This is a genomic window from Vibrio breoganii (genome assembly GCF_001677275.1).
Lineage (GTDB): Bacteria > Pseudomonadota > Gammaproteobacteria > Enterobacterales > Vibrionaceae > Vibrio > Vibrio breoganii.
Window position 1 is genome coordinate 1 of the sequence record NZ_CP016177.1, and the last position, 25,851, is coordinate 25,851.

Here is a 25,851-nt window from a genome sequence, read left to right on the forward strand (position 1 = left end):
TTACGATGAAAGTGTACGAATTAAGTTAGAGTAGTCTTCTTTGATGTCATGACTCTCTTCACGAAGCTGTTCAATCTTACGGCATGCATGCAGTACCGTAGTATGGTCACGACCACCAAACGCATCACCAATTTCAGGCAAGCTGTGGTTGGTCAACTCTTTTGCTAGTGCCATCGCCAATTGGCGCGGACGAGCAACAGAACGAGAGCGGCGCTTAGACAAGAGGTCTGCAACCTTAATCTTGTAGTATTCCGCGACGGTCTTTTGAATATTATCTATGGTGACGAGTTTCTCTTGAAGTGCCAGCAAGTCACGCAGCGCTTCACGAACAAAATCGATAGTGATAGGACGGCCAGTGAAATTCGCATTCGCGATCACACGGTTCAATGCCCCTTCAAGCTCACGAACATTTGAACGCAGGCGTTTAGCAATAAAGAATGCCACTTCATCCGCTAAATGAATCTGATGGTCTTCAGCCTTCTTCATCAAGATAGCGACGCGAGTCTCAAGCTCTGGTGGTTCAATCGCAACCGTCAAGCCCCAGCCAAAGCGAGACTTAAGACGGTCTTCTACCCCGTTAATCTCTTTAGGATAACGATCCGAGGTAAGGATAATTTGTTGATTGCCTTCTAACAGCGCATTAAAGGTGTGGAAGAACTCTTCTTGTGAACGCTCTTTGTTTGCAAAGAATTGAATGTCATCGATAAGCAAGGCATCGACGCTTCGGTAATAACGCTTAAATTCTTCTATCGCATTGTTTTGCAGAGCTTTTACCATATCTTGCACAAAACGCTCAGAGTGCATATACACCACTTTTGCGTTCGGCTTGTTATCAACAATGGCATTACCTACAGCATGCAAAAGGTGAGTCTTGCCCAAACCCGTTCCACCGTATAGGAACAATGGGTTGTAGGCAGCACCTGGGTTATCAGACACTTGGCGTGCAGCCGCTAGACCCAATTGGTTCGATTTACCCTCAACGAAGTTATTGAAGCGGTGCTTCACATTTACGTTTGAACGGTAGGTGATGTCAGAAACATCACTATCGTTATCCCAAGTTTTATGCACAGGCTTACGACGCGCCAATTGTGCAGGTGCAGAGAACTCAGCAGCTACGTCAGCGGCCGACTTTCTGGCAGTCGGTGGTGGCGCTGATACCGGTTTACTGCCCACCTCAAATCTGAGGTTAGGGATATCGTTATCACAGAATTCTTGCAGGTGGCGATTAATGCTGTTGATGTACTTATCGCGAACCCAATCCAAAACGAATCGATTTGGGGCAAATAAGGTCAGTGTGTTACCACTTAGCTCAGCTTGAAGTGGTCGTACCCACATGCTGAATTCGGCAGCAGGAAGCTCTTCCTGAAGTTGCTGCAAACATTGAGTCCAAAGCGAAGATGACACATCGACCCCACAATACGGATTGAAAAGAAATAGAAGGACAGTAATTTTACCCCCAGATTATCAAGATCGCTAGCAAATGATCGAAGATCCAGTGCATAAGATCGAAGTTATTCACAATTAATCTGAAAATATTGCAAAGATCTACATGATTACCCACAGAGCTATACCAAAAGCGCACGATCCTCAACCTAAGATCTAAGTTATCCCCACACTTTTTCACATTTTTATACCCGTAAAAAAGCCCTAATAACCATTCTGTTATTATTAATAACTTTTCGTTATTAGCCTAAGCTGAGCTTAGCTGTAATATTTCGCAGCATAAACACAAGGAGTAGTAGTATGAAAAACTGGTTAAAAGGCTTGGTATGCGCAACCGCACTAATTGCGAGTTTAGGACAAGCAGCTTATGCTGCAACAGAAGTAAAAGTGGGCATGTCAGGACGCTACTTCCCGTTTACTTTTGTTGAGAAAGACAAACTTCAAGGCTTTGAGGTTGATATTTGGGACGAAATCGCTCGTCGCAATGACTACGATGTGAAATACGTTACCTCAAACTTCTCAGGCCTATTTGGCATGCTAGAAACGGGTCGCATTGACACGATTTCAAACCAAATTACCGCAACTGAAGCGCGTAAAGCGAAATACCTATTTTCAGATGCGTATGTAGTAGACGGCGCGCAAATTACCGTGCGTAAAGGCAACGATGAAATCCAAGGCGTTGAAGACCTAGAAGGTAAAACCGTTGCTGTTAACCTAGGTTCGAACTTTGAGCAGTTGCTGCGTAACTACGACAAAGACAACAAGATCAACATCAAGACCTATGACACGGGTATTGAACATGATGTAGCGCTAGGCCGTGCTGATGCATTTGTAATGGATCGCCTATCGGCTCTAGAGCTGATCAAAAAAACGGGTTTACCACTACAATTAGCGGGTGAACCATTTGAAACCATTGAAAATGCTATGCCATTCGTGAACAACGAAAATGGTCAGAAGCTACAGAAAGAAGTGAACGGTGCTCTAGACGCGATGCGTGAAGACGGCACTCTAGCTGAGATTTCAAATAAATGGTTTGGCGCTGATATCACTCAAAAATAGTGTAACCATAGATTTAGCTCAGCCTAATAAGGCTTGGAGCCCACTATTTCTGCGGAGATAGTGGGCTTTGCTTTTTAAACGAAGAGATGTAACAAGATGGGATTTGATTTTAACTACATGCTGGAACTGCTACCGATACTGTTTAAGTATCTAGGCACGACTATGGAGATGGCAATATGGGGCGGTATCTTTGCCCTGATTTTAGCCCTCATCCTAGCCAATATTCGAGTGTTTAAGGTCCCAGTGCTGGATCAGCTCAGCCAGCTGTACATCAGCTTCTTTCGTGGTACACCACTGTTAGTACAGCTGTTCCTACTTTATTACGGACTGCCACAGGTATTCCCGATAATGGTGGGCATAGATGCCTTTAGTGCTGCGGTCATTGGCCTTACATTGCACTTTGCAGCTTACATGGCAGAGAGTATTCGAGCGGCCATCATTGGTATTGATCGCAGCCAAATGGAGGCAAGCCTCTCTATTGGCATGACCACACGTCAGGCAATGCAAAGAGTCATTCTTCCACAGGCTACACGCGTCGCCCTGCCCTCTTTGATGAACTATTTCATTGATATGATCAAATCTACGTCTCTAGCATTTACCTTAGGCGTGGCTGAAATCATGGCCAAAGCGCAAATGGAGGCATCATCTAGCTTCCGGTTCTTTGAAGCTTTCCTGGCAGTGGCATTGATCTATTGGGGTGTGGTTATCATCCTAACGCGCGTACAAATCTGGGCAGAGAATCGGTTGAATAAGGCGTACCAAAGATGATTAAACTTAAAAACATTCATAAGCGCTTTGGTGATAGTGAGATCCTCAAGGGTATCGACATCGATATCAATAAAGGGGAAATCATCGTGATTATTGGCTCTAGTGGCACGGGTAAATCTACCCTACTGCGCTGCGTTAACTTCCTTGAGCAAGCAGAGCAAGGCGAGATCAGTATCGATGATACCTATGTTAACTGTGAAAAATACAGTAAAGCCGAAGAACTGGCTTTAAGACGTAAAACAGGCTTTGTCTTCCAAAACTACGCACTGTTTGCGCATATGACGGCTCGCCAGAACATTGCAGAGGGCCTAATTACGGTTCATGGCTGGAAAAAAGACAAGGCATTGGAGCGCGCGCAGCAGATATTGGATGACATCGGCTTACAAGATAAAGGCGATAGCTACCCAGCGGCTCTATCCGGTGGTCAGCAGCAGCGAGTAGGTATCGGCCGAGCAATGGCGCTGCAGCCAGAACTGCTGTTGTTTGATGAGCCAACCTCAGCTCTTGATCCTGAATGGGTCGGTGAGGTATTGAATTTAATGAAAAAATTGGCAAATCAGCATCAAACCATGCTGGTGGTCACCCACGAAATGCAATTTGCTCGTGAAGTCGCTGACCGAGTGATCTTCATGGCTGAAGGCAACATTGTAGAGCAGGGAAAACCTGAGGATATCTTTGGTAATCCACAGGATCCTCGCTTGAAAAAGTTCCTAAATCAAGTTGGGATCTAATAAGATCCTTGTGATTTGGATTTTTACACGTATAATCCGTCGACCGGAATTTCAGGCACGAGAATCTTAATCTGACTTCAATAGAAGCTGAGATATTATAGATAACTTGTTTTTGAGCTAAACCAATCATTGACTATTTTAAAGACAGTGATTACAATTCCGCCTCTTTGTTGAGAGACGTCGGTATCCCTCTTATATATAAGAGAGAATTACAGCCCACGTCGGGTTTAACAAGAACCTAAAAACTACTGATCAGTAAAGGTAATAACCATGTCTAAACGCACTTTTCAACCTTCAGTTCTAAAGCGTAAACGTACTCACGGCTTCCGTGCTCGTATGGCTACTAAGAACGGTCGTAAAGTAATTAATGCACGTCGTGCTAAAGGCCGTGCGCGCCTTTCAAAATAATTCGCGATTATTTTGACTAAGTACGCGTTCAATCGGGAGTTACGTCTGTTAACTCCCGAGCATTATCAAAATGTCTTCGAAAAGGCTCATAGAGCCGGCTCCCCTCATTTCACAATCATCGCTCGTAAAAACTCTCTTACTCATCCAAGACTTGGATTAGCAGTACCTAAAAAGCAAATTAAAACTGCCCCTGGCCGTAATAGGTTCAAGAGAATCGCACGAGAAAGCTTCCGTCTTAATCAGCACAAACTTGCTAACAAAGATTTCGTTGTTATTGCAAAGAAAAGTGCCCAAGATTTAAGCAATGATGATATGTTTAAACTCTTCGATAAACTATGGCAAAGACTTTCTCGCCCTTCGCGTGGATAGCGATAGGTATAGTTTACCTATATAGAGTTGGTATTAGTCCGTTCATCGGACCACGTTGTCGTTTCACCCCAACCTGCTCCGAGTACGCAATCTTGGCATTAAAAAGCCACGGATTTGTAAAAGGGTGTTGGTTATCGGGCAAACGTCTATTAAAATGCCACCCTTTGAATGATGGCGGATACGACCCTGTACCACCTAAAAACACAACAAACAGAGATAAATAACGATGGGTTCTCAACGTAATATCCTGTTTATCGCATTGGCTATGGTTTCATTTTTGCTATTTCAACAATGGCAAGAATACAAAAACCCAACAGCTCCTGCGACTAACCAGGCACAATCTAGTAGCAGCTCTTTGCCAGCGCCTTCAATGGCTGACGACATGGATCCTGCTCCAGAAGCAAACCATACGGCAAGTATTGTTTCCGTAACAACAGACGTTCTCACTCTATCTATCGATGCTGTCGGTGGTGATGTGGTGTCTGCTTCATTAAATGAATACGCTGAAGAATTTGAATCTAAAGAGCGTTTCGTTCTTCTAGATAAAAAAGGCAACGAGCAGTACATTGCTCAAAGTGGCCTAATCGGTCCGCAGGGTATCGATCTAAGCAGCACTTCTCGTCCTAGCTACAAAGTAAGCGCAGACAGCTTCACTTTACCTGAAGGTCAAGATGAGCTGCGTGTACCAATGACTTACACAGCGAATGGCATTGAATACACCAAAACCTTCATCCTTAAGCGCGGCAGCTACGCAGTTGACGTGGTTTACGATGTAGCGAACAACTCTGGTGCAAATGCAACCGTTGGTATGTACGCTCACCTTCGTCAAAACCTGCAAGATGCTGGTGGTAGCCTAACAATGCCTACTTACCGTGGCGGTGCATACTCTACTGAGTCTACACGCTACAAAAAGTACAGCTTTAGCGACATGGAAGACCGTAACCTTCAACAAAACCTGCCTAACGGCGAGGGTTGGGTTGCAATGCTTGAGCACTACTTCGCTTCAGCTTGGATTCCACGTGATGCACAAGGCGCAAGCCTTTACACTCGCGTAGTGGGTAACCTAGGTGACATCGGTGTTCGTCTTCCTAACAAGACAATCGCAAACGGTGAAACGGGTGAAATGAAGGCAACTCTATGGGTTGGTCCTAAACTTCAAAATGAAATGGCAGCGGTTGCACCTAACCTTGAGCTTGTAGTTGACTACGGCTGGTTATGGTTCATTGCTAAACCACTTCACTGGTTGCTGTCTATGATCCAAAGTGTTGTTATCAACTGGGGTCTAGCGATTATCGTACTTACCTTCATCGTTCGTGGTGCTATGTACCCACTAACGAGAGCTCAGTACACCTCTATGGCTAAAATGCGTATGCTGCAACCAAAATTGACAGCAATGCGTGAGCGTATCGGCGATGACCGTCAACGCATGAGCCAAGAGATGATGGAACTGTACAAGAAAGAGAAAGTTAACCCACTGGGTGGCTGTCTACCTCTTATCCTACAGATGCCTATCTTCATCTCTCTATACTGGGCATTGATGGAATCTGTTGAACTGCGTCACTCACCGTTCTTCGGTTGGATCACTGACCTTTCGGCACAAGACCCGTACTACATCCTTCCTCTATTGATGGGTGCAAGTATGTTCCTAATCCAGAAGATGAGTCCTACGACTGTAACGGATCCAATGCAGCAGAAGATAATGACCTTTATGCCGGTTATGTTTACCTTCTTCTTCCTATGGTTCCCATCAGGTCTAGTTCTTTACTGGTTGGTATCGAACATCGTTACGCTGATTCAGCAAACGTTGATCTATAAAGGTCTAGAGAAAAAAGGCTTACACTCTAAATAGAGCTTAAGTTAGCCAATGTTTATAAGAGAAGGCGACCTTAGGGTCGCCTTTTTATTTTCTATGAATTGAGCAACTTACTGTAGTTTAAGTATACAATTTACCTAATTATTCCAATTGAGACGAACATGACTAACGATACTATTGTGGCTCAAGCCACAGCGCCAGGACGTGGCGGAGTAGGCATAATTCGAGTTTCAGGCCCACAGGCCAACCAAGTCGCACAATTAGTCGTAGGGCGAGAGCTTCAGCCTAGGCGCGCTGAATACCTACCCTTTGTGGATGATGCTGGCGTGCAACTAGACCAAGGCATCGCACTGTACTTCCCAAACCCACACTCCTTCACTGGCGAAGATGTATTAGAGCTTCAGGGACACGGTGGCCCAGTGGTAATGGATATGCTGATTAAGCGCATCCTGTCGATCTCAGGCATCCGTCCTGCGCGTCCAGGCGAGTTCTCTGAGCGTGCATTTCTCAATGACAAGATGGATCTGACGCAGGCAGAAGCCATTGCTGATCTGATAGATGCCAGCTCAGAAGAAGCGGCCAAATCAGCGCTACAATCACTTCAGGGTGAGTTCTCAAAGCGCATCACCACTTTAGTTGAGTCGTTGATTCATCTACGCATCTATGTGGAAGCGGCCATTGATTTTCCTGAAGAGGAAATCGACTTTCTAGCCGATGGTAAAGTAAGCACTGACTTACAAACTATCATCAACAACTTAGAAGCCGTACGCGCAGAAGCCAATCAAGGTGCAATCATGCGCGAAGGCATGAAAGTGGTGATTGCGGGTCGCCCAAATGCAGGTAAATCTAGCTTACTCAACGCCCTATCTGGCAAAGAGTCAGCCATTGTTACTGACATTGCAGGCACCACACGTGACGTACTCAGAGAGCACATTCATATTGACGGCATGCCTCTGCATATCATCGACACCGCAGGCCTTCGTGAGGCCTCAGACGAAGTCGAGAAGATAGGTATTGAGCGTGCTTGGGAAGAGATACAACAAGCCGATCGTGTATTGTTTATGGTGGATGGCACCACCACTGATGCCACTAACCCTCAAGAAATCTGGCCTGAGTTTGTAGATAAGTTGCCGAACAATATGGGAATGACCGTCATTCGCAACAAGGTTGACCAAACCCAAGAGACACTGGGTATTTGTCATGTGAACGACCCTACCCTTATTCGTTTAAGCGCAAAGACGGGCCAAGGTATCTATGCCCTACGCAACCATTTAAAAGAGTGCATGGGATTCTCAGGAAACACCGAAGGTGGCTTTATGGCGCGCCGTAGGCACCTTGATGCTCTAGATAAGGCAGCAGAGCATCTGTCTATTGGTCAGCAGCAATTAGAGGGCTTTATGGCGGGTGAAATCTTGGCGGAAGAGCTCAGGATCACTCAACAATATCTCAATGAGATCACCGGAGAGTTCAGTTCTGACGATCTTCTCGGTCGCATCTTCTCATCATTCTGTATAGGAAAATAAACATGTCCATGATTCATTTGATCACAGGTAGCACCTTAGGTGGAGCAGAATACGTTGCCGATCATCTTAATGATTTACTGCAAGAGATGGGTAAAGATACTGAGATACACAATCAGCCAAATCTCGATGAAATACCCGCTAAAGGGACTTGGTTAATCATTACCTCAACCCATGGTGCGGGTGATTATCCAGAAAATATTCAGCCGTTTATTGAGCAACTTCAGCAAACGCCACCCAATACCCAGGATCTCAACTATGCGATTATCGCGATTGGTGATTCAAGCTATGACACCTTCTGTGGTGCAGGATTGCATTGCCAGGAACTGCTTGAGGATATTGGTGCCACCCCATTATCGGAGTGCTTAACCATCGATGTTCTGCGCCATCCAGTGCCAGAAGAGGCCGCTGAAGAGTGGTTCGAAGACCACAAACACCTGTTTTAAGCCTGATTTACTCGTTTGAAAATAACTAGGCCGGTGCGCATTTTTGCTCATCGGCTTTTTTTTACGGTTCGTTTGCTCACAAAGTGACCGTTAATTAACCCCCTGTTCTGTGGATAACTACATAGGTATTCAGTGATCAACCTATAGTTATCCCAATAACAACTTATACTGATCCACCCCCTTGTGTATAAGTGCCCATTTTGATCCCAGCTAATACAGAACTAGATCCACCAGAGATCACAGCAAGTGATCCTGCCAAAGGTGTTGATCTTGTTGATCAAATACCAGTTATCCACAATAGATCCGTTGCTTAATAATAGATCTAATAAAAGATCTATATAAAGATCTTATATATATTAAGCAGAGCGTAAATTGTGTAAAACATTAAAAGCAATTTTCTAATGATCAGAAAGAAGGTAGAATACGCCTCCTTTTTGTTCACTCATTTCACGATAGCGATATCCGAGGCCAACTCATGCTTTATCACGAAAAATTTGATGTCATCATCGTTGGTGGTGGTCATGCTGGTACTGAAGCTGCATTGTCTGCAGCAAGAACGGGCCAAAAGACACTTTTGTTGACCCATAATATTGATACTTTGGGGCAGATGTCTTGCAACCCAGCCATTGGCGGTATTGGTAAGGGCCATCTCGTGAAAGAGGTTGATGCTATGGGTGGATTAATGGCCAGAGCCATTGATCACGCAGGCATTCAATTTAGAACACTGAACGCTTCAAAGGGCCCAGCTGTGCGCGCTACACGTGCTCAAGCGGATCGCGCCCTGTACAAAGCGTTTGTACGATCAGAATTAGAAAACACCCCTAACCTAACGCTGTTTCAACAATCAGTGGATGACTTGATCGTTGAAAACGATCACGTTAAGGGTGTTATCACTCAAATGGGCCTCAAATTCGAAGCCAAAGCTGTTGTGCTAACGGTTGGTACCTTTTTAGGTGGCAAGATCCATATTGGAATGGAAAGCGCCTCAGGAGGCCGTACAGGCGATCCTTCTTCGATCGCTCTCGCGCAGCGTTTACGTGATCTTCCGTTTAGAGTTGATCGACTAAAAACAGGTACTCCACCGAGGATCGATGCTCGTAGTGTTGATTTTAGTCAACTTGAAGTGCAGCACGGAGACAATCCGACCCCTGTATTTTCGTTCATGGGTAACCGCAGCCAGCAGCCATCTCAGGTACCGTGTTACATCACGCATACCAACGAAGCCACTCATGAAGTGATTCGCAACAACCTAGATCGCAGCCCAATGTACGCAGGCGTGATCGAAGGTATCGGGCCAAGATACTGCCCATCGATTGAAGATAAAGTGATGAGATTTGCTGACAAAAATAGTCACCAAATATTCATCGAGCCAGAAGGTTTAACCACGCACGAACTCTATCCAAACGGCATCTCAACAAGTTTGCCATTTGATGTACAAGTTCAGATCGTTCGTTCAATGAAGGGCTTTGAAAATGCGCATATTGTTCGTCCTGGTTACGCTATAGAATACGATTTCTTTGACCCTAGAGACCTAAAGCACACCTATGAAACCAAGTTCATTCAAGGTTTGTTCTTAGCGGGCCAAATTAACGGTACTACAGGCTACGAAGAAGCAGCTGCACAAGGCTTGATGGCGGGTCTTAATGCGAGTCTGTACTCTCAAGAAAAAGAAGGTTGGTCGCCTCGACGCGATCAGGCATACATGGGCGTGCTTATCGATGACTTGTCTACCATGGGCACTAAAGAACCGTACCGTATGTTTACGTCGAGAGCGGAATACCGTTTGTTGCTTCGTGAAGACAATGCCGATATTCGCCTAACCGAAAAAGCACATGAACTTGGATTGGTTTCTGAAGAGCGTTGGGCTCGATTCAACCAGAAAATGGAAAACATGCAGCTTGAACGTCAACGTCTTGCCAGCACGTGGATCAACCCTAAGTCTGAGGGCGTAGATAATCTGAATGCTGTATTAAAAACGCCGTTGACACGAGAAGCGAGTGGCGAGGATCTTTTGCGTAGACCTGAGCTGACTTATCAACAGCTTACTGAGTTAGAAGGCTTTGGTCCTGCCCTTGAAGATCAACAGGCTTCTGAGCAAGTTGAGATCCAAGTGAAATACGAGGGCTACATTCAGCGCCAGCAAGACGAGATCGCCAAGTCGATGCGTCATGAGAACACTCAGTTGCCAACAGATATCGATTTCTCTTTGGTCTCTGGCTTGTCCAATGAAGTGGTAGCAAAACTGACGGATACCAGACCAGAAACGATAGGCATCGCTTCTCGAATCTCAGGAATCACACCAGCAGCTATTTCTATCTTGTTGGTTTATCTAAAGAAACAGGGCCTGCTTAAGAAAGGTGAGGAAGTCGCATAAATGAGCTTACATCAACAACTTCAGCAGCTGATCGCTAAAACCGATCTGACCGTTTCTGATAAGCAACTGGATCAATTGGTGGGCTACGTCGAGCTCCTAAATAAGTGGAACAAGGCCTACAACCTAACCTCGGTTCGTAATCCTAGCGACATGCTAGTGAAGCACATTATGGACAGCATTGTGGTATCACCGCACCTTGATGGGAAGCGGTTTATCGATGTAGGTACGGGGCCTGGATTGCCGGGTATTCCGTTGTCAATTATGAACCCTGACTGTGAATTCTTCTTGCTTGATAGCTTAGGCAAGCGTATACGTTTTATTAAACAAGTTGTACATGAGCTCAAGATTGAGAACGTGACTCCGGTTTTAAGCCGTGTAGAGGAATTCCAACCTGAGGTTAAGTTTGATGCGGTATTGAGCCGAGCATTTGCTTCTATGACCGATATGGTAAATTGGTGTCGTCACTTGCCAAAAGAAGGTACTGGCGTCTTTTACGCCCTCAAAGGACAAGCTTCACAGGAAGAGATAGAGCAACTTCCTGAATGGTGTAGCGTGATCCAGGTCAAACCTTTGATAGTGCCTGAGCTTGAAGGTGAGCGACATCTTGTAATCTTAACAGACCGAGTTTAGGGAAGAGAGCCAACGTGGGAAGAATTATATCAATTGCCAATCAGAAAGGTGGCGTAGGTAAAACAACGACCTGCGTGAATCTAGCTGCTTCTATGGCCGCGACCAAGCGCAGTGTTTTGGTTATCGATCTCGATCCACAGGGCAACGCGACGATGGCGAGTGGTGTCGACAAATATCAAGTTGAAACCACCGCTTATGATCTGTTGGTTGAAGAAACCCCTTTCGCAGAGGTAGTGACTCGTTCAACGACGGGTGGCTATGACCTCATTGCGGCGAACGGTGATGTAACCGCCGCAGAGATTAAATTAATGGAAGTGTTTGCTCGTGAAGTAAGGCTAAAGAATGCTTTATCGGGTGTGCGCGATCAGTATGATTTTATATTCATCGACTGCCCTCCTTCGCTCAACCTTCTGACGATTAACGCTATGGCCGCTTCAGATTCGGTTTTGGTTCCAATGCAATGTGAATACTTTGCTTTGGAAGGACTGACGGCGCTAATGGATACCATCAGCAAGCTAGCGGCAGTGGTTAACGAGAATTTGAAGATCGAAGGTCTATTACGTACCATGTTTGATCCACGAAACCGTTTATCAAACGAGGTTTCGGATCAGCTGAAGCAGCACTTTGGCACCAAAGTGTACCGTACTGTCATTCCAAGAAACGTACGCTTAGCTGAGGCTCCAAGTCATGGTAAACCAGCAATGTATTACGATAAGCAGTCTGCAGGCGCTAAAGCCTACCTTGCGTTAGCGGGTGAGATGCTTCGTCGTGAAGAAGTTGCTGTATAAAAAATATTTCTAAGGAAAAATGTCAATGTCCAAGCGTGGCTTAGGTAAAGGATTAGATGCACTGTTATCTACCAGTGCAATGGCAAGGGAAAAAAACACGCCATCGGCAGCGCAACAATCGGTTTCTCACTCTGACAGCGGTGATATGCAAGATATCGCTGTTGAGCGTTTGCAGCCAGGTGTCTATCAGCCAAGAACAGAGATGGATGAGGAAGCTCTTGCAGAGCTAAGCGCCTCTATTCGCTCTCAAGGCATTATTCAGCCTATTGTTGTCCGCCAAGTAGACACTGACAAATATGAAATTATCGCGGGTGAGCGACGCTGGCGTGCTGCTAAGCTTGCTGGATTGACCCAAGTGCCTTGTGTGGTCAAGCGAGTGCAAGATAAGGCTGCCATCGCTATGGCCCTTATCGAAAACATCCAGCGTGAAAACCTCAATGCGGTTGAAGAAGCCCATGCTTTGGAAAGCCTGCGTACGAAATTTGAACTTTCACACCAACAAATTGCCGACGTCATCGGTAAATCTAGAGCCGCAGTAAGTAACCTATTACGTCTTAATCAGCTAGAAAGTGAAGTAAAGAGTCTGGTTTCAAATGGCCAACTCGATATGGGGCATGCTAGAGCGCTACTAGCGGTTGATGGTGAGCAACAAGTTGAACTGGCACAGCATGCAGTAAAAAAGCAACTTACGGTTCGCCAAACAGAGCAATTAGTAAAAAAAGCGCTTCAGCCACCGGTTAATATTGACGGAAAAAGCATCGATCAGGACGCTATTTTGTTGTCAGAAAAATTGTCACAAAAATTAGGAAACGACGTTTCTTTGATCCGGGGCAAAAATGGCAAGGCTAAATTGACCATTAGTATTGATGCACCTCACAAATTAGAGCAGTTAATCGCCAAGCTAGAGCGCATCGTGGGATAATTGATCCTGTTCAATATCCGTGCAATTAGGTTCACAATTACTTGTCTTTTTCCTGAATTTTTGCGCATAATGCGTGACGTTGAATACAAAATTCGAAATTTTCGCTTGATTTTGACAAAAGCGGGAATTGTTTTTCGAGGAAAGAATACATGGTAACTGCGCTTACTAAACCTGGGCGAGAGCTTGCAAAGCGATTGCTACTGATTGAGTTTAGCGTGGTTATGTTAGTGGCAACTGGGGTCAGCATTACTGTAAATCCTAGTTGGGGGCTATCGGCACTGATTGGTGGTGGCATATTTGTCATTGCGAATGCAGTGTTTTCTTTATTCGCGTTTCTGTATGCGGGCGCAAGGGCGACAAAACTCGTTACCTTTTCGTTCTATACAGGTGAAGCGCTTAAGATACTCCTGACTATAGTTTTGTTTTCCGTTGCCTACGTGTATATGGAGTTGGAACTTGTTCCTCTCAAGCTAACCTATTTGCTGGTCTTACTAATTAATATGTTTGCGCCAGTGTTTTTTATTAACAAAAGAAAATAGGAAATGTTATGGCTACGCCTGGTGAAGCGTTAACATCTTCCAGTTATATTGACCACCACTTACAAAATCTATCTTTAGCTAAGTTAGGTATTGTAGCTGAGGGCAGTTTCTGGAATGTGCATATCGATAGCCTGTTATTTTCCGTGCTAACTGGTGTGTTATTCCTTTGGGTATTTCGTTCAGTAGCTAAGAAAGCAACAACTGGTGTACCAAGCCGATTACAATGTGCTGTTGAAATGGTAGTGGAATTCGTTGGTGAGAACGTAAAAGACACTTTCCATGGACGCAACCCATTGATTGCACCATTGGCATTAACGATATTCGTGTGGATAATTTTAATGAACTTGATGGACCTTGTGCCTATCGATTTCTTACCTTATCCAGCTCAGTTAATGGGTATCCCTTATCTTAAGGTGGTTCCTACAGCTGACGTGAGTGTCACAATGGCTATGGCACTTGGCGTGTTTGCTCTAATGCTCTACTACAGCGTTAAAGTAAAAGGCGTCGGTGGCTTTGCTAAAGAATTAGCACTGCATCCTTTTAACCATCCAATTATGATTCCGTTCAACTTGCTTTTGGAAGTTGTATCGCTACTAGCGAAACCAATTTCTCTAGGTATGCGTCTGTTCGGTAACATGTTTGCTGGTGAGGTTGTATTCATTCTTTGTGCTGCAATGCTCCCTTGGTACTTACAATGGGTAGGTTCTCTACCTTGGGCTATCTTCCATATTTTGGTTATTTTGATTCAAGCCTTTGTATTTATGATGCTAACGATCGTATATCTATCGATGGCTCATGAAGATAGTGATCACTAATTTTATAAACGTAAACTCTAAAATTAATATTGGAGAATTTTAAATGGAAACTGTTCTAAGTTTTTCTGCTGTTGCTGTAGCGATCATCGTTGGTCTGTGTTCAGTGGGTACTGCTATTGGCTTCGCAATTCTAGGTGGTAAATTCCTAGAAGGTGCAGCACGTCAACCAGAAATGGCGCCAATGCTTCAAGTTAAGATGTTCATCATCGCGGGTCTTCTAGATGCGATCCCAATGATCGGTATCGTAATCGCACTTCTATTCACATTCGCAAACCCATTTGTTGGTCAACTGGCCGGTTAATTGACGTTTCTAAGCAAGCAAATAGTTTGTTGTTGAATAACTAAAAAGGGGTAGCTGTTGTGGAAATGAACGCAACTATGCTAGGTCAAGCGATATCGTTTGCAATGTTTGTATGGTTCTGCATGAAGTATGTATGGCCACCAATCATTGAAGCGATTGAAGAACGTCAGAAAAAAATTGCTGACGGTCTCTCTGCCGCTGAACGTGCAGAGAAAAATTTGAACCTAGCACAAGCCAACGCTTCTGAGCAATTGAAGGAAGCGAAGCGCACAGCAACTGAGATCATTGACGCTGCGAACAAACGTAAAGCTCAAATTATTGACGAAGCTCGTGAAGATGCTCAGGCAGAACGCCAGAAAATCTTGACGCAAGCTGAAGCAGAAGTTGAAGCAGACCGTAGCCGCGCGCGCGATGAACTGCGCAAACAAGTTGCTACTCTGGCTATTGCTGGTGCCGAGAAAATCTTGGAGCGCACAATCGATAAAGATGCGCAAAAAGATATTCTTGAAAACATTACTGCAAAACTTTAACAGAAGGGGCGCTTATGTCTGATTTGGTAACAATCGCACGCCCCTATGCTAAAGCAGCATTCGAATTTGCGGTGGAAAAAGACGCGTTAGACCAATGGGGTCAAATGTTGGCTTTTGCCGCTGAAGTGACAAAGCACCATGAAATTTCAGACTTATTAGATGGCTCATTAACAGCCAATAAACTGACTGAACTTTTCGTAGCGATTTGTGGCGAACAACTTGATGAACATGGCCAAAACCTGATTAAGGTAATGGCAGGTAACGGTCGATTAAAGGCTCTACCTGATGTTCTTGCTGAGTTCTTGGCTCTTCGAAGAGAGCACGACAAGTTTATCGAAGTAGAAGTGATTTCTGCTTCAGAGCTGTCGAAACAACAGCAAGACGACATGATAAGCAAGTTAGAGCAACGCTTTGACCGCAAAGTGAAGCTGAATTGCAGTATAGATGAGACCCTACTTGGTGGGGTTATTATTCGAGCCGGAGACCTAGTCATTGATAACTCAGCGCGAGGTCGTTTGAACCGCCTGAGCGATGCATTGCAGTCTTAATGGGGATTGGAGCATGCAACTTAATTCCACGGAAATTAGCGATCTAATTAAACAACGTATCGAATCTTTCGAAGTTGTTAATGAAGCTCGCAACGAAGGTACTATCGTTTCGGTAAGCGATGGCATCATTCGTATCCACGGCCTTGCAGAAGTTATGCAAGGTGAAATGATTGAATTACCGGGTGGCCGTTACGCGCTAGCACTTAACCTCGAGCGTGACTCGGTTGGTGCGGTAGTAATGGGCCCATTTGCTGACCTACAGGAAGGCATGAAAGTAACAGGTACTGGTCGTATCCTTGAAGTACCAGTAGGCCCAGAACTACTAGGTCGTGTTGTAAACACGCTTGGTGAGCCTATTGATGGTAAAGGTCCGATCGATGCGAAACTAACTTCTCCTGTAGAAGTAATCGCACCGGGCGTTATCGACCGTAAGTCGGTAGACCAACCTGTACAAACTGGTTATAAGTCAGTTGACTCAATGATCCCTATCGGTCGTGGTCAGCGTGAACTTATCATCGGTGACCGTCAGACTGGTAAAACAGCGATGGCAATCGATGCCATCATTAACCAGAAAGATTCTGGTATTTTCTCCATTTATGTAGCAATCGGTCAGAAAGCTTCAACTATCGCGAACGTTGTTCGTAAGCTTGAAGAATCTGGTGCACTAGCAAACACTATTGTTGTAGTTGCTTCTGCGTCTGAGTCTGCTGCACTGCAATACCTAGCGCCTTACGCTGGTTGTGCAATGGGTGAATACTTCCGCGATCGCGGCGAAGACGCTCTAATCATCTACGATGATTTGTCTAAGCAAGCGGTAGCGTACCGTCAAATCTCTCTACTACTGAAACGTCCACCGGGTCGTGAAGCATTCCCTGGTGACGTATTCTACCTTCACTCTCGTCTACTAGAGCGTGCTGCTCGCGTAAACGAAGAGTATGTAGAGCGTTTCACCAAGGGTGAAGTAAAAGGTAAGACTGGTTCTTTGACTGCTCTTCCTATTATCGAAACCCAAGCTGGTGACGTATCAGCATTCGTTCCTACAAACGTAATCTCGATTACTGATGGCCAGATCTTCCTTCAAACTGAACTATTCAACGCAGGCGTACGTCCAGCTGTTGACCCAGGTATCTCGGTATCTCGTGTAGGTGGTTCAGCGCAGACTAAGATCATCAAGAAACTGTCTGGTGGTATTCGTACCGCATTGGCTCAATACCGCGAACTAGCTGCATTTGCTCAGTTCTCTTCAGACCTTGATGAAACGACTAAGAAGCAACTTGATCACGGTGCAAAAGTGACAGAACTGATGAAACAGAAGCAATACGCTCCTATGTCAGTTTTCGACCAAGCACTAGTTATCTTTTCTGCTGAGCGTGGCTTCCTAAACGATGTAGAACTTAACAAAGTTCTAGATTTTGAAGCTGCTCTACTGTCGTATGCTCATGGTCAGTACGCTGATCTAGCGGAAGAGATCAACCAAACGGGTGCTTACAGTGACGAGATTGAAGCTCAGCTTCAGAAGATCGTAACTGACTTTAAAGCAACCCAAACCTGGTAATTGGTTGGTGACTTGAAAGAGTCACCTACTAACGGAGAGTAACGATGGCCGGCGCAAAAGAAATACGTAATAAAATCGGTAGTGTTAAGAGCACACAGAAGATTACGAAAGCTATGCAAATGGTGGCCGCTTCAAAAATGCGTCGCTCGCAAGATGCGATGGGAGCGTCCCGACCATATGCAGAAACAATGCGTAAGGTGATCGGTCATTTGGCTAGCGGTAGCCTAGAGTACAAACATCCGTACCTAGAGGAACGCGAAGCCAAGCGTGTTGGTTACATCATAGTTTCTACCGACCGTGGTTTGTGTGGCGGCTTGAACATTAACTTGTTCAAAAGAGCTGTTATAGATATGCAAACCTGGAAGGAAAGTGGTGCTGACGTTGACGTTGCCGTTATCGGCACGAAAGCAACAGCATTCTTTAACAACAGTGGCGCTCAAGTGTCTGCTCAAGTTTCTGGTCTAGGCGATGAGCCAAGCCTTGAAGACTTGATCGGTTCTGTAGGCGTAATGTTGAAGAAATATGATGAAGGTGAGTTGGATCGCCTTTTCATAGTGTTCAACAAGTTTGTAAACACTATGGTTCAAGAACCAACGATCGATCAATTACTGCCTTTACCTAAATCAGACAGCGAAGAGATGCAACGCGAGCATCAGTGGGACTACATTTACGAGCCAGAGCCAAAACCTCTGCTTGATGCACTTCTGATTCGTTATATCGAATCAAGCGTGTACCAAGGCGTGGTTGAGAACCTAGCTTGTGAACAGGCCGCTCGAATGATGGCGATGCAAGCAGCAACGGATAACGCAACTAACCTGATTGAAGATCTAGAGCTTGTTTATAACAAAGCTCGTCAGGCTGCGATTACCCAAGAGCTATCAGAAATTTGTTCTGGTGCCGCTGCGGTTTAGTTTTAGGACAACGAATTAGTTTAGAGGATTAACAATGGCTACAGGTAAGATCGTAGAGATCATCGGTGCAGTAGTCGACGTAGAGTTCCCACAAGGCGAAGTACCACGTGTATACGACGCACTAAACGTAGTTGACGCTCCAGAACGTCTAGTTCTTGAAGTTCAGCAACAGTTAGGCGGTGGCGTAGTTCGTACTATCGTAATGGGTAGCTCAGACGGTTTACGTCGTGGACTAGATGTTACAAATTCTGGTGCTCCAATTACAGTTCCAGTAGGTACTAAAACTCTTGGTCGTATCATGAACGTTCTTGGTGACGCGATTGATGAATGTGGTGATATCGGTGCTGAAGAGCATTACGAAATTCACCGACCAGCACCTAGCTATGAAGATCAGTCGAACGCGACAGAACTTCTAGAGACAGGTGTAAAAGTAATCGACTTGGTTTGCCCATTCGCTAAGGGTGGTAAAATCGGTCTATTCGGTGGTGCAGGTGTAGGTAAGACCGTTAACATGATGGAACTTATCAACAACATCGCACTTCAGCACTCAGGCCTATCTGTATTTGCGGGTGTAGGTGAGCGTACTCGTGAGGGTAACGACTTCTACTACGAAATGCAGGAAGCAGGTGTTGTAAACATCGAGAACCCTGAAGAATCTAAAGTAGCAATGGTTTACGGTCAGATGAACGAGCCACCGGGTAACCGTCTGCGCGTTGCACTGACAGGTCTAACCATGGCGGAGCGTTTCCGTGATGAAGGCCGTGACGTACTATTCTTCGTAGATAACATCTACCGTTATACCCTTGCGGGTACAGAGGTATCGGCACTTCTAGGTCGTATGCCATCTGCGGTAGGTTACCAGCCAACTCTTGCAGAAGAGATGGGTGTTCTACAGGAGCGTATCACGTCAACGAAGACTGGTTCTATCACATCTGTACAGGCGGTATACGTACCTGCGGATGACTTGACGGATCCGTCTCCAGCAACAACGTTTGCTCACTTGGATGCAACGGTTGTACTTAGCCGTAACATCGCAGCTATGGGTCTATACCCTGCGATTGATCCACTGGATTCAACATCTCGTATGCTTGACCCATTGGTTGTTGGTCAAGAGCACTACGACGTGGCTTCAGGCGTTCAAACTACGCTACAGCGCTATAAAGAGCTAAAAGATATCATCGCAATCCTAGGTATGGATGAGCTTTCTGAAGAAGATAAGCAAGTGGTATCTCGTGCACGTAAGATTGAGAAGTTCCTTACTCAGCCTTACCACGTAGCGGAAGTATTTACTGGTGACCCAGGCGTTTACGTACCTCTTAAAGAGACACTACGTGGATTTAAAGGCCTACTAGCTGGTGATTACGATGACATTCCAGAGCAAGCATTCATGTACTGCGGTAGCATTGATCAAGCTCTAGAGAACGCTAAGAAGCTATAAGTCTGATTAGGAGGCAATATGGCAGCAATAACCTTTCACCTAGACGTGGTAAGCGCAGAGAAAAAACTCTTTTCTGGGCGCGTTGAAACGTTCCAGGTGTCCGGTAGCGAAGGTGAGCTTGGTATTTTCCATGGCCACACCCCGCTGTTGACCGCTATTACTCCTGGTATGGTTCGCATCGTTAAGCAACACGGCCACGAAGAGTTCATTTATGTCTCTGGTGGTATCGTTGAAGTTCAGCCTGGTACAGCTACTGTACTGGCTGATACGGCAATCCGTGGTGAAGATATCGATGCTTCCAAAGCAGAAGAAGCCAAACGCAAAGCTGAGGAGACTATTCATAATCAGCACGGCGATATGGACTTTGCTCAGGCAGCCAGTGAATTGGCTAAAGCGATTGCTCAAGTCCGAGTTGCAGAACTTACGAGAAAGCGTCGCTAATAACATTAGCCATAGCGTAACGACAAAGGTGACCTTAGGGTCACCTTTTTGTTTGGGTGCTTAAATGGGTTAATATATAGCTCAGTGACTTCTGGATGTTGCGCGAAACGCGCGTGTCATCCTGAGGTCACTGAGCTATATAATAATGAGTTAAACCAATAAAAATTAACGATCAGTTTCAAGGAATAAGTGATGAACAATTTCAGTGCCGTCATTCTGGCTGCGGGTAAAGGTACTCGCATGTACTCAAAGAAGCCAAAAGTGCTGCATACACTGGCAGGTAAGCCAATGGCTAAGCATGTTATCGATACCTGTGTGGGTTTAGGCGCAAACAACATTCATTTGGTGTTTGGCCACGGCAGTGACCAGATGAAAGCAACTCTTGCGAACGAACCGGTAAATTGGGTTGAGCAAAAAGAGCAATTGGGTACAGGACACGCTGTTGATCAAGCATCACCACACTTTTCTGATGATGAAAAAGTCATGGTGTTGTACGGCGACGTACCACTTATCACTAGTGAAACTGTAGAAGCACTGCTTGATGGACAACCAGAAGGCGGTGTTGGTCTGTTAACTGTAGTTTTAGATAATCCTATGGGCTACGGTCGTATCGTCCGTGAGAATGGCTCTGTGGTTGCTATCGTTGAACAAAAAGACGCAACTGAAGAGCAGAAAGCCATTTGTGAGATTAACACCGGCGTTCTAGTCGCTGATGGCAAGGACCTGAAGCGTTGGTTGTCGAACCTAAGCAATGACAATGCTCAGGGCGAATACTACCTGACGGACATCATTGCTGCTGCGCACAATGACGGTAAGCAGATTCAAGCGGTTCACCCTGCAAGTGCCATTGAAGTTGAGGGCGTGAATGATCGCCGCCAGCTAGCTCGTCTTGAGCGTGCATTCCAACAGATGCAAGCGGACAAACTGCTAGAGCAAGGCGTTATGCTTCGTGATCCTAGTCGCTTTGACCTACGTGGTACCCTGCAGTGCGGTATGGATGTAGAGATCGATGCCAATGTTATTATCGAAGGCAGTGTGACTATTGGTGACAATGTTGTGATCGGTGCAGGTTGTGTGCTGAAGGACTGTGAAATCGACGATAACACCCTAATTCGCCCTTACTCTGTCATTGAAGGCGCAACAGTAGGTGAAGAGTGTACCGTTGGTCCATTTACACGTCTGCGCCCAGGCGCTGAGATGCGCAATGACTCGCATGTAGGCAACTTCGTAGAAGTAAAAAATGCGCGCCTTGGTGAAGGCTCAAAGGCGAACCACCTGACGTACTTGGGTGATGCAGAGATTGGTCAGCGCACCAACATTGGCGCAGGTACCATTACCTGTAACTACGATGGCGCAAATAAGTTTAAAACCATTATTGGCGATGACGTGTTTGTTGGCTCTGACAGTCAATTGATTGCGCCAGTGGCAATTGCTAACGGTGCAACCGTGGGCGCAGGCTCAACGGTAACCAAAGATGTTGGCGAGAATGAGCTTATTATCTCTCGTGCTAAAGAGCGTCGCATTGCTAACTGGCAACGTCCAACTAAGAAGAAATAACCCGTTTATTCTTTTTTACCGGATAAAGAAAACCCCGCTTATGGCGGGGTTTATTGTTTCTAGAGCAGCTGGTGGCTTTTAGTGGCTAGGGATAGCGTAGCGTTTTTCTAGCCAGCGAACGCCTTGTGATACCGCCAGAATCAAGATCAAATACTCCAGCACTAGGAAGGTATAGATCTCCAAAGGTAAGTACTCATTAACCACCAGCTCATTGGCGCGCCTAGTAAGATCGCTTAAACCAATAACACTCACCAGTGATGACATCTTGAGTATGTAAACAAACTGGTTGCCTAGCGGCGGCAGAATTTGACGCAGTGCCTGAGGGAAGATAACCAGTCGCATGGTCTTCCAATAGCTAAGACCTAACGCATGAGCTGCTTCATGTTGACCACGATGAATAGCCTGAATCCCGCCTCTAAATACCTCTGCCATAAAGGCACTTTCCGCTATCGACAACGCAATAACGCCGGCCCAATAGTGATCAAGAGAAATATCCATCAGGGTAGGGAGGCCGTAGTAAACCCACAGCAGTAACACCAATACCGGAATAGAGCGGATTGACTCCACATACACTCGGTTAATGCCTCTCACATAAGGGTTTTTAGAGAGCACCGGCATGGCGACAAGAAAACCAATCAGCATGGCAAAAAACATACTGATTAAAGAGATGCTGATAGTGGCACTAAAACCGTCGGTCAGAAACCTGAGGTTTGTCATTCCTTGTTCGGTTGAGGGGTTAAGTACATACCAGCCCCACTCATAATCTGAACAACCTGTGAGCATCAAACAGCAGAGCAGCACAGTCAGAGTATTAAATTTCAAAATATGCCCATCCTTAAGCACACAATCGCGTATAACCTGTTATGGTAACAATAACATCAAACAAACGTTACTGCTTTTAAAAGGATTTATGATGAAGAAGTTACTTTTGGCGTTGGGCCTTTCTATTTTGTCACTGTTACCAGCAATGGCCGAAACCAGCCGATTACAAGAGATCTTAAACAAGGGAGTGTTGAGGGTAGGTACAACCGGTGATTGGAATCCAATGACCATGAAAAACCCAGCAGACAATAGCTACCGTGGCTTTGATATTGATGTAACCACGGAGTTGGCAAAAGATTTAGGTGTGAAGGTGGAGTATGTAGCCACTGACTGGAAAACTTTGGTTAACGGCATAACAGCCAACAAGTACGATATTACCGGTAGTGCATCACTGAATATGTCTCGCGCTAAAGTAGCAGGCTACAGCCAACCCTATTTCTACTTGGCATTCGTACCAGTAGTTCCGAAAAAAGACCTAGATAAGTATTCTGATTGGGCTGATTTCAACAAGCCTGACATCAAGGTTGCAGCAACACTGGGTACGGTACAAGAGAAGATGGTGAAAGAGTTCTTCCCAGAAGCACAACACATCGTTATTGAAGCGCCGGCTCGTGATTTTCAAGAGTTACTGGCACGAAGAGCCAATGTATCCGTAACCTCAAATGTCGAAGCCGCAACGCTGGTGGAGAAGTTTAAGCAATTGGCTGTAGTTCCGGTTGCAGAACCAAAGAACCCAACGCCGATCTCTATGCTACTGCCACAAAACGATCAGGTATGGATCAACTATGTGAACCATTGGGTTGAGTTGAAAACGACCCAAGGATTTTTTGACAAAACCGCTAAGAAATGGGGCTTAACCAGCCTGTAGTGGATTCATTTTTGATAAACGAAGGGAGCGATGATTCGCTCCCTTTTTTGATCTTATTGAGCGGTTGCCTCAACTAAATCATTCTTTTGACGTGTCAACAGGATTCCGCCCGCCAGACCGACTAGACAGACGATCATAGTCCAACCAGTGGCAACGAGTGCTTGCTGAGCAAAGAACGCCACCAGCATGCTTGCCATACTACTAACACAGATCTGTATGCTGTTTTGCAGTCCAGCCGCTGTTGCTGGGTTGTTTTGCGCACTCGATAGCGCACGGTTAACCACGATTGGGTAAAGCGCACCATTGGCCACTGCCACAAAACAAAATGGCAAAAGAACCGGCCAGATAGAGGTCAAGGTGCTTTGGCTTGCAACAAATACCGCGACAACAGCCACCGTAAACAGCATTAGAAGTACTGGCAATACCTTGCTGTCACCATAGCGCTCTACAGACTTCTTCCCGAAATAACCACCCACCATAAAGGCGATAGTTTGAGGTATAAAGCTCATGCCAATATCTTTTGCTGAGTAACCCAGCTGAGTCATGATCTCTGGCATACCGGTTAAGTAGGCAAAGAATACCGCAGAGGTCATTGAGAATATGATGACATTGCCGATAAAGGTGCGGTTTTTGGTAAGAGATACCAGATCAGATTTTAGAGAAACGCTCTTAACTGGCTTAGCTTCTTTTGGCTGTCTAGCGGTAACGAACAGCAATACTGCACCAATCATTGCCAACGCAACGAAGATGCTTTCCCAGCCTAAAGTGGTGTTTAAAAGCACACCTAGCTGAGGAGCCAGAGCGGGCGATAAAGCCACTAGAGGCATAATAGACGCGAAGATGCGCTGGCGGTCATCGGCGCTGTAGCGCTGAATCACCATAGCTTGCCAAATAACCGTTGGTGCACACACGCCAATCGCTTGGATAAATCTAAATACCAACAGTTGAGAAACGGTGAAGCTTAAGCTGATACCGATTGAAGCAACGGTAAAGATCGCTAGGCCTAACGCAAGAGTGCTTCGTAGACCAAATCGGTCAGAAAGGATACCCCATGCCAATTGGCCAACCGCTAGACCAACCAAAAAGATGCTTAGAGACAGGGCAATAGGCTCAGGGCCTGTGGCAAAGTCGGCTTGCAGAGTTTGGAATGCAGGCAGGTACATATCGGTAGCGATAAAACCAAGCATAGAGAGTAGGGCTAGGTAACCCATTTGTAGTTTGCTGACGGACATTGGAAACCATTTCAGAGAATTAATTTGTTGTCGGGCATTCTAAATTGGCTTAAACAACAAATTAAGCGCTAAAATATGTGGTTATCTATCAAAAAATTTGAAAGCTATGTTATCTCAGAAGAACTTTGAATTATTGGATGTGGTGGCTCGTCTTGGCAGTTTCTCCGCTGCTGCTGAGTATCTACACAAGGTGCCATCAGCAGTGAGCTATTCGGTGAGGCAAATAGAGCTTGAGCTTGATGTGCTGTTGTTTCGGCGCTTGCCTCGCAGAGTTGAGCTGACGCCAGCAGGGGAGATCTTCCTAGAACAAGTACGATCTATGCTGCGTCAAATTGAAGAGGCTAAAGCGCAGGCCAAGCGCACTGCGCAAGGTTGGCAACAAACCCTGAAGATCACGCTCGATAACATAGTGAAACTGGATAACCTGCAACACCTTATCGATGATTTTTATAAGCAATTTGATTTTGCAGAGCTGCAGATCAATATGGAGGTATTTAATGGTTCGTGGGAAGCCATAGCCCAAGAGCGTGCGGATATTGTTCTTGGAGCAACCTCAGCCATTCCAGTGAGTGGCGATTTCGGTATCAAGGATATGGGGAAAATGAATTGGGTATTCGTGTGCTCTCCGCTACATCCGTTGACCCAGAAATCCAGCCTTAAGGTTGAAGATGTAGCCGCCTTTCCTAGTGTAAGCCTTGATGACACCTCTAGAGTCCTCCCTAAGCGGCACCAGACGCTGTTTACGAACCAGAGGCGGCTTCTTACGCCTAATTGGCATACTGCCATACGTTGCGTTAAAGAGGGCGTTGGTGTTGGGTTTATGCCTGAGCACATTGCCAAGGCCTTAGTCAGTAACAAGGAGCTGGTTACGCTCAGTATTGATTTCCAGGCTCCGCCGAGTGAGTGCTGCATGGTGTGGCGAAAAGACAGCAGTAATAAGCTGATTGAGTGGATGCTCAATTATCTGGGTGATGAGGATAAACTTCATCAAGACTGGATCAAGAGCGAATAAAAAAGCAGCCC

The 25,851-nt window shown here is 45.6% G+C and carries 28 protein-coding genes; 25 read left to right on the forward strand and 3 right to left on the reverse strand.

Annotated elements, in window-relative coordinates; all coding sequences use genetic code 11:
- The gene (gene dnaA / locus A6E01_RS00005; RefSeq protein WP_026026254.1) at positions 1 to 1,404 is read right to left on the reverse strand and encodes a chromosomal replication initiator protein DnaA; all 1,404 of its coding nucleotides are present in this window, start codon (positions 1,402 to 1,404) and stop codon (positions 1 to 3) included.
- A gap of 339 nt (positions 1,405 to 1,743) precedes the next feature.
- Here dnaA and A6E01_RS00010 point away from each other — a divergent pair, with 339 nt between their 5' ends.
- The 23 genes from A6E01_RS00010 to glmU all read left to right on the forward strand — a co-directional run bounded on the left by A6E01_RS00010 (position 1,744) and on the right by glmU (position 21,906).
- Complete coding sequence (locus A6E01_RS00010) at positions 1,744 to 2,502, forward strand: amino acid ABC transporter substrate-binding protein (protein WP_017029806.1); 759 nt, start codon at positions 1,744 to 1,746, stop codon at positions 2,500 to 2,502.
- A gap of 96 nt (positions 2,503 to 2,598) precedes the next feature.
- Positions 2,599 to 3,270 (forward strand): amino acid ABC transporter permease, encoded by a 672-nt coding sequence (locus A6E01_RS00015; protein WP_017029805.1) that lies wholly within the window; start codon positions 2,599 to 2,601, stop codon positions 3,268 to 3,270.
- On the forward strand, positions 3,267 to 4,001 hold the full coding sequence (locus tag A6E01_RS00020; RefSeq protein ID WP_017029804.1) for an amino acid ABC transporter ATP-binding protein: 735 nt from the start codon (positions 3,267 to 3,269) through the stop codon (positions 3,999 to 4,001). The genes A6E01_RS00015 and A6E01_RS00020 overlap by 4 nt, the downstream gene beginning before the upstream one ends.
- Positions 4,002 to 4,271: 270 nt before the next feature.
- A complete protein-coding gene (rpmH, locus tag A6E01_RS00025; RefSeq protein ID WP_004400210.1) occupies positions 4,272 to 4,409 on the forward strand; it encodes a 50S ribosomal protein L34 in 138 nt (45 codons plus the stop codon).
- A gap of 45 nt (positions 4,410 to 4,454) precedes the next feature.
- Complete coding sequence (gene rnpA / locus A6E01_RS00030) at positions 4,455 to 4,778, forward strand: ribonuclease P protein component (protein WP_026012828.1); 324 nt, start codon at positions 4,455 to 4,457, stop codon at positions 4,776 to 4,778.
- The gene (gene yidD / locus A6E01_RS20845; protein WP_082961323.1) at positions 4,745 to 5,002 is read left to right on the forward strand and encodes a membrane protein insertion efficiency factor YidD; all 258 of its coding nucleotides are present in this window, start codon (positions 4,745 to 4,747) and stop codon (positions 5,000 to 5,002) included. Before rnpA ends, yidD begins: the two co-directional genes overlap by 34 nt.
- A 2-nt stretch (positions 5,003 to 5,004) precedes the next feature.
- Positions 5,005 to 6,627 (forward strand): membrane protein insertase YidC, encoded by a 1,623-nt coding sequence (gene yidC, locus A6E01_RS00035; RefSeq protein WP_017029802.1) that lies wholly within the window; start codon positions 5,005 to 5,007, stop codon positions 6,625 to 6,627.
- A gap of 125 nt (positions 6,628 to 6,752) precedes the next feature.
- Positions 6,753 to 8,114 (forward strand): tRNA uridine-5-carboxymethylaminomethyl(34) synthesis GTPase MnmE, encoded by a 1,362-nt coding sequence (gene mnmE / locus A6E01_RS00040; RefSeq protein ID WP_065209328.1) that lies wholly within the window; start codon positions 6,753 to 6,755, stop codon positions 8,112 to 8,114.
- Positions 8,115 to 8,122: 8 nt separating this feature from the next.
- Positions 8,123 to 8,557, forward strand: coding sequence for an FMN-binding protein MioC (mioC, locus tag A6E01_RS00045; RefSeq protein ID WP_026012829.1), 435 nt, complete (start codon positions 8,123 to 8,125; stop codon positions 8,555 to 8,557).
- Between the two features lie 475 nt (positions 8,558 to 9,032).
- Positions 9,033 to 10,931 (forward strand): tRNA uridine-5-carboxymethylaminomethyl(34) synthesis enzyme MnmG, encoded by a 1,899-nt coding sequence (mnmG, locus tag A6E01_RS00050; RefSeq protein WP_017029799.1) that lies wholly within the window; start codon positions 9,033 to 9,035, stop codon positions 10,929 to 10,931.
- Positions 10,932 to 11,561, forward strand: coding sequence for a 16S rRNA (guanine(527)-N(7))-methyltransferase RsmG (gene rsmG / locus A6E01_RS00055; RefSeq protein ID WP_017029798.1), 630 nt, complete (start codon positions 10,932 to 10,934; stop codon positions 11,559 to 11,561).
- A 14-nt stretch (positions 11,562 to 11,575) separates the two neighbouring features.
- The gene (locus A6E01_RS00060; RefSeq protein WP_017033069.1) at positions 11,576 to 12,349 is read left to right on the forward strand and encodes a ParA family protein; all 774 of its coding nucleotides are present in this window, start codon (positions 11,576 to 11,578) and stop codon (positions 12,347 to 12,349) included.
- A gap of 25 nt (positions 12,350 to 12,374) precedes the next feature.
- On the forward strand, positions 12,375 to 13,271 hold the full coding sequence (locus tag A6E01_RS00065; RefSeq protein ID WP_065209329.1) for a ParB/RepB/Spo0J family partition protein: 897 nt from the start codon (positions 12,375 to 12,377) through the stop codon (positions 13,269 to 13,271).
- 149 nt (positions 13,272 to 13,420) lie between these two features.
- The gene (locus A6E01_RS00070) at positions 13,421 to 13,810 is read left to right on the forward strand and encodes a F0F1 ATP synthase subunit I (RefSeq protein WP_017029795.1); all 390 of its coding nucleotides are present in this window, start codon (positions 13,421 to 13,423) and stop codon (positions 13,808 to 13,810) included.
- A gap of 8 nt (positions 13,811 to 13,818) precedes the next feature.
- Positions 13,819 to 14,625, forward strand: a complete 807-nt coding sequence (gene atpB / locus A6E01_RS00075; protein WP_065209330.1) for a F0F1 ATP synthase subunit A — start codon at positions 13,819 to 13,821, stop codon at positions 14,623 to 14,625.
- Between the two features lie 43 nt (positions 14,626 to 14,668).
- Entirely contained in the window at positions 14,669 to 14,926 is a 258-nt protein-coding gene (atpE, locus tag A6E01_RS00080; protein WP_017029793.1) for a F0F1 ATP synthase subunit C, read from the forward strand.
- Positions 14,927 to 14,985: 59 nt separating this feature from the next.
- Positions 14,986 to 15,456: a F0F1 ATP synthase subunit B gene (gene atpF / locus A6E01_RS00085; RefSeq protein WP_065209331.1), complete on the forward strand. Its 471-nt coding sequence runs from the start codon at positions 14,986 to 14,988 to the stop codon at positions 15,454 to 15,456.
- A 14-nt stretch (positions 15,457 to 15,470) separates the two neighbouring features.
- Positions 15,471 to 16,004, forward strand: coding sequence for a F0F1 ATP synthase subunit delta (gene atpH, locus A6E01_RS00090; protein ID WP_017033066.1), 534 nt, complete (start codon positions 15,471 to 15,473; stop codon positions 16,002 to 16,004).
- 13 nt (positions 16,005 to 16,017) lie between these two features.
- The gene (gene atpA / locus A6E01_RS00095) at positions 16,018 to 17,559 is read left to right on the forward strand and encodes a F0F1 ATP synthase subunit alpha (protein WP_065209332.1); all 1,542 of its coding nucleotides are present in this window, start codon (positions 16,018 to 16,020) and stop codon (positions 17,557 to 17,559) included.
- A gap of 44 nt (positions 17,560 to 17,603) precedes the next feature.
- A complete protein-coding gene (atpG, locus tag A6E01_RS00100; protein ID WP_017029789.1) occupies positions 17,604 to 18,470 on the forward strand; it encodes a F0F1 ATP synthase subunit gamma in 867 nt (288 codons plus the stop codon).
- Positions 18,471 to 18,504: 34 nt separating this feature from the next.
- Positions 18,505 to 19,908, forward strand: a complete 1,404-nt coding sequence (atpD, locus tag A6E01_RS00105; RefSeq protein ID WP_017029788.1) for a F0F1 ATP synthase subunit beta — start codon at positions 18,505 to 18,507, stop codon at positions 19,906 to 19,908.
- A gap of 18 nt (positions 19,909 to 19,926) precedes the next feature.
- The gene (locus tag A6E01_RS00110; protein ID WP_017029787.1) at positions 19,927 to 20,349 is read left to right on the forward strand and encodes a F0F1 ATP synthase subunit epsilon; all 423 of its coding nucleotides are present in this window, start codon (positions 19,927 to 19,929) and stop codon (positions 20,347 to 20,349) included.
- Positions 20,350 to 20,541: 192 nt separating this feature from the next.
- On the forward strand, positions 20,542 to 21,906 hold the full coding sequence (gene glmU / locus A6E01_RS00115) for a bifunctional UDP-N-acetylglucosamine diphosphorylase/glucosamine-1-phosphate N-acetyltransferase GlmU (protein ID WP_065209333.1): 1,365 nt from the start codon (positions 20,542 to 20,544) through the stop codon (positions 21,904 to 21,906).
- A 78-nt stretch (positions 21,907 to 21,984) separates the two neighbouring features.
- Here the strand turns inward: glmU and A6E01_RS00120 are convergent, their stop codons facing one another.
- On the reverse strand, positions 21,985 to 22,689 hold the full coding sequence (locus A6E01_RS00120) for an amino acid ABC transporter permease (protein ID WP_065210331.1): 705 nt from the start codon (positions 22,687 to 22,689) through the stop codon (positions 21,985 to 21,987).
- Between the two features lie 130 nt (positions 22,690 to 22,819).
- Here A6E01_RS00120 and A6E01_RS00125 point away from each other — a divergent pair, with 130 nt between their 5' ends.
- Complete coding sequence (locus tag A6E01_RS00125) at positions 22,820 to 23,596, forward strand: transporter substrate-binding domain-containing protein (RefSeq protein WP_065209334.1); 777 nt, start codon at positions 22,820 to 22,822, stop codon at positions 23,594 to 23,596.
- Between the two features lie 53 nt (positions 23,597 to 23,649).
- Here the strand turns inward: A6E01_RS00125 and punC are convergent, their stop codons facing one another.
- Positions 23,650 to 24,828 (reverse strand): purine nucleoside transporter PunC, encoded by a 1,179-nt coding sequence (punC, locus tag A6E01_RS00130; RefSeq protein ID WP_065209335.1) that lies wholly within the window; start codon positions 24,826 to 24,828, stop codon positions 23,650 to 23,652.
- 106 nt (positions 24,829 to 24,934) lie between these two features.
- Between punC and punR the strand changes: the two genes are divergently transcribed.
- Entirely contained in the window at positions 24,935 to 25,840 is a 906-nt protein-coding gene (gene punR, locus A6E01_RS00135) for a DNA-binding transcriptional activator PunR (RefSeq protein WP_017029782.1), read from the forward strand.
- Positions 25,841 to 25,851: the final 11 nt, after the last annotated feature.

Bases quoted from the DNA above. Each gene is read 5' to 3' on its own strand.
- A6E01_RS00010 (WP_017029806.1), top strand. From the start codon at position 1,744: ATGAAAAACTGGTTAAAAGGCTTGGTATGCGCAACCGCACTAATTGCG.
- A6E01_RS00015 (WP_017029805.1), top strand. From the start codon at position 2,599: ATGGGATTTGATTTTAACTACATGCTGGAACTGCTACCGATACTGTTT.
- A6E01_RS00020 (WP_017029804.1), top strand. From the start codon at position 3,267: ATGATTAAACTTAAAAACATTCATAAGCGCTTTGGTGATAGTGAGATC.
- rpmH (WP_004400210.1), top strand. From the start codon at position 4,272: ATGTCTAAACGCACTTTTCAACCTTCAGTTCTAAAGCGTAAACGTACT.
- yidD (WP_082961323.1), top strand. From the start codon at position 4,745: ATGGCAAAGACTTTCTCGCCCTTCGCGTGGATAGCGATAGGTATAGTT.
- yidC (WP_017029802.1), top strand. From the start codon at position 5,005: ATGGGTTCTCAACGTAATATCCTGTTTATCGCATTGGCTATGGTTTCA.
- mnmE (WP_065209328.1), top strand. From the start codon at position 6,753: ATGACTAACGATACTATTGTGGCTCAAGCCACAGCGCCAGGACGTGGC.
- mioC (WP_026012829.1), top strand. From the start codon at position 8,123: ATGATTCATTTGATCACAGGTAGCACCTTAGGTGGAGCAGAATACGTT.
- mnmG (WP_017029799.1), top strand. From the start codon at position 9,033: ATGCTTTATCACGAAAAATTTGATGTCATCATCGTTGGTGGTGGTCAT.
- rsmG (WP_017029798.1), top strand. From the start codon at position 10,932: ATGAGCTTACATCAACAACTTCAGCAGCTGATCGCTAAAACCGATCTG.
- A6E01_RS00065 (WP_065209329.1), top strand. From the start codon at position 12,375: ATGTCCAAGCGTGGCTTAGGTAAAGGATTAGATGCACTGTTATCTACC.
- A6E01_RS00070 (WP_017029795.1), top strand. From the start codon at position 13,421: ATGGTAACTGCGCTTACTAAACCTGGGCGAGAGCTTGCAAAGCGATTG.
- atpB (WP_065209330.1), top strand. From the start codon at position 13,819: ATGGCTACGCCTGGTGAAGCGTTAACATCTTCCAGTTATATTGACCAC.
- atpE (WP_017029793.1), top strand. From the start codon at position 14,669: ATGGAAACTGTTCTAAGTTTTTCTGCTGTTGCTGTAGCGATCATCGTT.
- atpH (WP_017033066.1), top strand. From the start codon at position 15,471: ATGTCTGATTTGGTAACAATCGCACGCCCCTATGCTAAAGCAGCATTC.
- atpA (WP_065209332.1), top strand. From the start codon at position 16,018: ATGCAACTTAATTCCACGGAAATTAGCGATCTAATTAAACAACGTATC.
- atpG (WP_017029789.1), top strand. From the start codon at position 17,604: ATGGCCGGCGCAAAAGAAATACGTAATAAAATCGGTAGTGTTAAGAGC.
- atpD (WP_017029788.1), top strand. From the start codon at position 18,505: ATGGCTACAGGTAAGATCGTAGAGATCATCGGTGCAGTAGTCGACGTA.
- A6E01_RS00110 (WP_017029787.1), top strand. From the start codon at position 19,927: ATGGCAGCAATAACCTTTCACCTAGACGTGGTAAGCGCAGAGAAAAAA.
- glmU (WP_065209333.1), top strand. From the start codon at position 20,542: ATGAACAATTTCAGTGCCGTCATTCTGGCTGCGGGTAAAGGTACTCGC.
- A6E01_RS00120 (WP_065210331.1), bottom strand. From the start codon at position 22,689: ATGCTCACAGGTTGTTCAGATTATGAGTGGGGCTGGTATGTACTTAAC.
- A6E01_RS00125 (WP_065209334.1), top strand. From the start codon at position 22,820: ATGAAGAAGTTACTTTTGGCGTTGGGCCTTTCTATTTTGTCACTGTTA.
- punC (WP_065209335.1), bottom strand. From the start codon at position 24,828: ATGTCCGTCAGCAAACTACAAATGGGTTACCTAGCCCTACTCTCTATG.
- punR (WP_017029782.1), top strand. From the start codon at position 24,935: ATGTTATCTCAGAAGAACTTTGAATTATTGGATGTGGTGGCTCGTCTT.